The following is a 6,454-nucleotide window of genomic DNA, read 5'->3' on the forward strand; positions in this document are numbered from 1 at the left end:
ATCGGTCGAGAAATTGTTGCTCAGTGGAGTACTCCGAAAAAATGGGATGCACAGCAGCAGGAATCTGAAGAGCCGTATTACGACCCTAAAGAACTGTATGGCATTATTCCTGCGAATATCAAAACTCAGTTCGACATGATGGAAGTGATCGCCCGTATTGTAGACGGCAGCCGCTTCCACGAGTACCAACCCAATTACGGCAAGACCATGCTCTGTGGCTACGCGCATATCTGGGGTTATAAGGTCGGCATCGTTGCTAATAACGGAATTTTGTTCAACGACAGTTCGAAAAAAGCAGGGCATTTTATTCAGCTCTGTAATCAGAACAAAACACCGCTGGTATTTTTGCAAAACATCACTGGTTATATGGTGGGTAAAGCATACGAGCGTGAGGGCATTACCAAAGACGGTGCCAAGATGATTATGGCTCAAGCCGGTGTCGATGTGCCTAAGTTCACGGTAATGACCAACGGGTCATACGGTGCAGGTAATTATGGCATGTGTGGTCGCGCCTACGATGCACGATTTTTGTTCAGTTGGCCCAATAGCGAGATTTCGGTCATGGGCGCTGAGCAAGCTGCCAAGACCTTAACTACGATTAAAACTAATCAGTTATTGCGCGAAGGCAAAGAGTTGGCTGACGACGAGAAAAGCCGTATTGAAGAAGAGATTATTGCCGATTATCACCACAAGAGCAGCGCGTATTACACCTCTTCGCTAATGTGGGATGACGGTATTCTTGACCCTGCGGATACGCGCAATGCATTGGGTATGGCCATTGCTACGTCACTAAATGCGCCAATTGATGACCCCCATTACGGCGTGTTTCGCGTATAGCGCAGCACATCAACAGGATTTATAGAGGTAACTATGACTAATGCTTTTGAGCTAGCCGACGAGCACCGTGAATTATTAGATCACTGCGATCGTATCGGTCGTGATGTGTTGTATCCGTTGGCGCAGCGTATGGACAACGATGAGTGGTGGCCAGAAGATATCATGCCGCAGTTGGGCGAGTTAGGCTTGCTGGGCGTGACGGTTGATTCTAAGTATGGCGGCGCCGGATTAGATTTTATGTCGTGCGGGGTTATTGCGCAGGCGTTTTCGCGTTGGAATCATGCGTTTGGTTTGGCGTGGGTGGTGCATGATAATTTGTTTGCCAATAATGTATTTGCCAACGGCAGCGAGTATTTGAAAGAAAAATATCTGCCAGATGTTTGCGCCGGTAAAAAAATTGGCGCTCTAGGTTTGACAGAGCCCGGTGCAGGCTCTGATGCCCTGGGTTCTATGCGCACAACCGCCGTAAAAGATGGTGACGACTATGTGCTTAACGGTACTAAAATTTACATCACCAATGGGCCAATTGCCGATGTAGTGTTGGTCTACGCGAAAACCAATAAGAATGCGGGCTCCAAGGGTATAACTGCTTTTCTGCTGGAAACCACCGCGCCCGGCTTTAAGGTCGCGCAAAAGCTAGAAAAAATGGGGTTTAGGGGGAGTCAGACGGCGGAGCTGGTTTTTGAAGATTGCCGTGTACCTGCCAAAAATATTGTCGGTGAGTTGGATCAAGGCCATAAAGTGGTTATGAGTGGCTTGGATCTAGAGCGCGCAATGATAAATCCAATTTGCGTCGGTATTGCGGAGCGTGCTTTGGAGCTATCCGTCGAGTACGCTAAAACTCGCGAGCAATTTGGAAAGCCCATTGCGAGCTTTCAGATGGTACAGTCGCGGTTAGCTGATATGTACACACTTATTGAAAGTATGAAGTTGATGACCTATAAAGCGCTGAGTGCTTGTCAGTCTGTTGGTCACGGCGAGGCTGGTCGTGGTGAAATTCATAAGTTAACTGCGGCGGCAATTATGTACGCGGCCAATAGTCTGAATACGGTGCTGGATAATGGCGTCCAGATTCACGGTGGCAGTGGTTATATCTGGGAGTCAGAAATGAACCGCTTATTCCGCGCAACCAAGTTATTGGAAATTGGCGCTGGAACCACTGAGGTTCGCAAGCTAATTATTGCGGGCGAATTGCTCGCCAAATAAGGATGTTTGATCAAGATGTCTGACGCCAACACCGTAATGAGCGACCGCGATTTCGCCGAAGCTAAGACCTTGTTTGGCGAAGACAGTTTTCGTGGAAAAGTGGTGTTGGTCAGTGGTGGCGGTAGTGGCATTGGTCGCGCAACTGCCTGGCTGTTAGCGCGCTTGGGCGCAACGGTAGTAATTATTGGTCGTACCGAGGCTAAGTTGGAAGCCTGTTGCGCGGCTATAAGTGCTGCTGGATTTTCCGCTGAGTACCTTGTTCAGGATATCCGTGACTATGACGGTGTTGCCGTAATGTTTGCGCAAGTCTTTGAAAAATACGGCCGCCTTGATGTCTTAATTAATAACGCTGGTGGTCAGTTTCCTCAGCCCGCTATTGAGTTTTCTAAAAATGGCTTTGACGCTGTGGTTGGCAATAACCTCAATGGCAGCTGGTATATGATGCAGCACGCCGCTCGGCAATGGCGTGAGCGCAAGCAGCGCGCGGCGGTGGTAAATGTGGTGGCGGTAGTGGCGCGGGGAATGGCGGGTGGTGCGCACACCTGTGCAGCCCGCGCGGGCGTTATTCATTTGTCGAAAACGGTTGCCGTAGAGTGGGCGGAATATGGTATTCGCGTTAACTGCGTCGCCCCTGGTGTTATTTTCTCTGAAGGTATGGGGGTTTATTCCGACGAAGCGAGGAGCGCCTTCGATCGCTCTAATCCAATGAAGCGCTTTGGCACACCTTGGGAAATCGCCCAGTCCTGTGCATATTTAGCCTCGGATGCGGCGGGCTTTGTAACTGGTGAAGTGCTGACCGTTGATGGTGGTGGCCAGCTTTGGGGCGACTTGTGGATGGCGGGCAAGCCGGATTATTTTAGTTAGGTTTTGTCCTTTTTCTGCCTGAAAGCTAAGCGGTAAAAGGTCCTCGCGTTCGTAGGGGCTACGAATTTGTGCGATTTCTCTTGCTGTGCAGAATCACGCTTGCGAAAGCGAGCATCTGGTGAGCGATAGCAAATTTCTTTAAGCGTCTATCGTCCGGTGCTCGATCCCAAGGCTGGCGAATTACTTGTCTACGAGCATTGCCGTGATTGCCGCTAAATCAACTATATCACTGGCTTTGCAGCCTCTTGATAGGTCCATCCAGGGTTTGTTTAAACCCTGCAGGATCGGTCCTAGCGCTGTCGCGCCAGCAAGTCTTTCGGTGATTTTGTAGGCGATGTTTGCGGCATCGAGATTGGGAAAAACAAAGACATTGGCTTGACCAGCAACCTTAGAGTTCGGTGCCTTATTTTTGCCTATGCTCGGTATAATTGCGGCGTCAAATTGCAATTCGCCGTCAATATTTAGCAAGGGCGCAAGGGATTTTGCGATGGTGACTGCTTCCCTAACTTTACTAATATTTGGGTGTTCGGCAGAGCCCTTACTTGAAAAAGACAGCAGTGCGACATTGGCGGTAGCGCCGGTTAAGCGCTGGTGCCCCGCTGAGCTGGCAATGGCAATATGGGCGAGTTCTTCGCTATTTGGATCTGGAATGACGCTGCAGTCGGCGTAGGTGACTACGCGTTTATCCTGTAATTCCATAAGGAAGTAGCTGGATACGATTCTGGCGTTAGGCGCTAAACCAAGGCCTTGGATGCCTGCGCGTAAAACATCGGCGGTTGTTGCTATTGATCCCGCGATACCGCCGTCGGCGTAGCCGCAGCCAATTAATAGCGTAGCGAGTAGCAGTGGATTTTCAATTGCGCTTTGCGCCTTGGCTTCGGTCATTCCTTTAGCTGCGCGCAGGCGCAGTAGCTCAGCCACGGCTTTGCTGCGCCAGTGTTCGCAGTCCGTTTGAGATTCGAATACTTCTATTTGCGGATTCAGGTCCTTGTGGGCGCTTAAGCAAATAGGCGTAACGAGACCGAGTTCATGCAGGCTATTTGCAGCCTGGATAACCCGTTCATCACTGGTTTCAGGCAACAAAATTCTTGCCGGTTTGCCGGCAAGAAATTGTTGGCGAGCGCCTTGGCGCAGTTGATCGAGGATGCTGCTCACAATGTGCTTACTTGGCTTTACTGGCGAGCAGTGCGTCAGGAATATCCATTTCCATATGTAGCAGGGCTAGGCCGTGAACCTTGCCTTGAGCATCCATGATGAGGGTTTCTGTGCCGCCGCCACCTAATGAATCTTCTAGAATAAAATTAAGCGCTTGCAAGTTTGGCAGCTCGTAACGCTGAATGTCGCCGAAGCAGATTTCAGAGAAATGCTGTTTAACTCGGGCGATGCTCAGATTCTCTACCAAGTACTGATAGAGTTCTGGGGTGTTTGCTTTAATGCCGACGTTGCTGCCGTCGCCTTTGTCGCCGGAACGGGCTATGGCAACCTCCATCAATTTAACTTTCGCCATGTTATACCTCTTCTACCAATACGGTGGTGGTGACTTTGTTTTTGTCGATCAGTGCGGGCCAGTAGCCAACAATCTCCGCAGGGCGCGGGCGCCCTGCGGCGAATCCGGTAACACCGACGGGGCCACTGGTGATAAGCGGCGCTAATTCACGACCGAGAATATTCAGCAGGCTTTTGTCGTCGCTCTTTGCGCCAACGCGAAGCATGACTTCAGCGGGCTCTTCAGATTGCTTAACAATGCCCTTGTAGCAAACGTTAGTGCCGAATAATTCAACGAAGCGGTCTTGCTTTGGAATTTCTTTGCCGTACATGCCCACCCGTTCAAAGAGAATTTCAGCGCCAAGCTGGGCTTTTTCGATGGCGTCGGGGCCGGTGTAGGTGAGCTGGCCAACAATTTTGTAGCCGTTGGCGTAAGACATAGACACTTTATAGGTTGGCGTGGGCGCTGAGCCTTTGATGCCGCTAACCCGCACGCGATCTTTGCCGTCTTGCGCAAGCTGAATGCTGGTGAAGTCAGAGGTGCAGTCGGGGCCGAGGTAGTTTTTTGGGTCGCCCAATTCATATAGTAGCTGGGAGGTCACCGTGTCGACGTTAACTAAACCGCCAGTGCCATCGTGTTTGGTGATGACAAAACTGCCGTCGGCGCTCGCCTCAGCAATGGGGTAGCCAATACGGGCGAAGTTGGGCACATTGCGCCAGTCATTGTAATTGCCACCGGTGCATTGGGGGCCGCATTCAAGGATGTGGCCCATAACGGTGCCGGCCGCGAGCTTGTCGTAATCTTCCATCGACCAGCCAAACTCATGAATAAGCGGCGCAAGGACGAGTGATGGGTCGGTGGCACGACCAGTGATAACAATGTCAGCGCCTTGCGCAAGGGCGTCAGCGATTGGCTTGGCGCCGATGTAGACATTGGCGCTGGATAAGCGGCTGAGAACAGTGTCGAGTGCGTCGCCGTTGTCGAGGTTTTTAAAGCTCTCGCCAGACTTGATCAACTCGGGCAATTGCTCAAGGATGTCGTCGCCTTCCACTATGCCGACTTTAACACCGGTGAGGCCGAGTTCTTTTACCACCGCTTGAATTGCGTCCCGGCAACCCTTGGGGTTTACGCCGCCCGCATTTGCGATGACTTTAATGCCTTTTTCTTTGCAGGTAGGCAGAATCTCTCGAAGCATGTCCACGAAATCAGTGGCGTAGCCCGCTTCCGGGTTGCGCTCTTTTTGCCGCTGCATGATACTCATGGTGACTTCGGCCAGATAGTCGAGGGTCAAGTAATTAAGCGGCCCTTCTTTTACGAGACGCAGTGGGCCTAAGAGGCTGTCGCCCCAAAAGCCCTGGCCATTGGCGATTAATATTTTTTTGTCTGTGCTCATAAACGCTACCTGCTGTGTTGATATTTAGCTTATTGAATCCAATTGGGTTTACGCTTTTCTAAAAAGGCACTAAGCCCTTCCTTGCCTTCGCTGGAGTCGCGGGTTAATGCAATTCGGCGACTACTTTCTTCAATAAGTTCGGCATCAATGGGGCGGTTACTCAGCTCAAGTGCAAGCCTCTTCGCCTCTCCTACTGCGCGTGGGCCATTTTTCAGTAAAGCTTTTACTAGACCGGCTATAACTTGATCTGCCTCTGCATCGCTGGTCCGAAATTCACTGATAAGCCCGAGTTCAAGTGCTTTTGGTGCGCTAATGACCTCGGCGGTTGTGAAATATCGCCGAGCAGCGCGCTGGCCAATGGCGGCAATCACGTAGGGGCTTATGGTTGCTGGGATCATGCCGACCTTTACTTCGCTTAGGCAGAATTTGGCGTTGCTGCTGGCGACGGCCATATCGCAGCAGGCGACAAGGCCTACCCCCCCGCCATAAGCGGCCCCCTGTACTCGAGCGATGGTTGGCACGGGCAGGGTATTTAGCTTATGGAGCATTGCGGCGATTTTTCTTGAGTCTGCGAGGTTTTCCTCGTAGCTATAGTTCGCCATTTGCTTCATCCAGTTCATGTCGCCTCCGGCGCAAAAGCTGCTCCCCTCGGCCTGTAAAAGCAATGC

7 protein-coding genes are annotated in these 6,454 nt (G+C 51.2%); 3 read left to right on the forward strand and 4 right to left on the reverse strand.

The window, feature by feature from the left end:
* The 3 genes from ABYT30_RS13845 to ABYT30_RS13855 form a co-directional block, all read left to right on the forward strand.
* Positions 1–837 (forward strand): acyl-CoA carboxylase subunit beta (locus ABYT30_RS13845; protein ID WP_373097054.1); only part of this gene is annotated, 837 nt, incomplete at its 5' end.
* Positions 838–870: 33 nt separating this feature from the next.
* The gene (locus ABYT30_RS13850; RefSeq protein ID WP_373097056.1) at positions 871–2,043 is read left to right on the forward strand and encodes an acyl-CoA dehydrogenase family protein; all 1,173 of its coding nucleotides are present in this window, start codon (positions 871–873) and stop codon (positions 2,041–2,043) included.
* A gap of 15 nt (positions 2,044–2,058) precedes the next feature.
* The gene (locus tag ABYT30_RS13855) at positions 2,059–2,907 is read left to right on the forward strand and encodes an SDR family oxidoreductase (RefSeq protein ID WP_373080358.1); all 849 of its coding nucleotides are present in this window, start codon (positions 2,059–2,061) and stop codon (positions 2,905–2,907) included.
* A 180-nt stretch (positions 2,908–3,087) separates the two neighbouring features.
* Here ABYT30_RS13855 and pta read toward each other — a convergent pair whose 3' ends face one another.
* The 4 genes from pta to ABYT30_RS13875 form a co-directional block, all read right to left on the reverse strand.
* Complete coding sequence (gene pta, locus ABYT30_RS13860; protein WP_373097058.1) at positions 3,088–4,062, reverse strand: phosphate acetyltransferase; 975 nt, start codon at positions 4,060–4,062, stop codon at positions 3,088–3,090.
* Positions 4,063–4,069: 7 nt separating this feature from the next.
* On the reverse strand, positions 4,070–4,414 hold the full coding sequence (locus ABYT30_RS13865; protein ID WP_373080364.1) for a hypothetical protein: 345 nt from the start codon (positions 4,412–4,414) through the stop codon (positions 4,070–4,072).
* Position 4,415: 1 nt separating this feature from the next.
* Complete coding sequence (locus ABYT30_RS13870) at positions 4,416–5,786, reverse strand: acyclic terpene utilization AtuA family protein (protein ID WP_373080366.1); 1,371 nt, start codon at positions 5,784–5,786, stop codon at positions 4,416–4,418.
* Between the two features lie 29 nt (positions 5,787–5,815).
* On the reverse strand, positions 5,816–6,454 hold a 639-nt coding region (locus tag ABYT30_RS13875; RefSeq protein WP_373097060.1), incomplete at its 5' end, for an enoyl-CoA hydratase-related protein.

Source organism: Zhongshania sp. (assembly GCF_041623545.1).
Lineage (GTDB): Bacteria > Pseudomonadota > Gammaproteobacteria > Pseudomonadales > Spongiibacteraceae > Spongiibacter.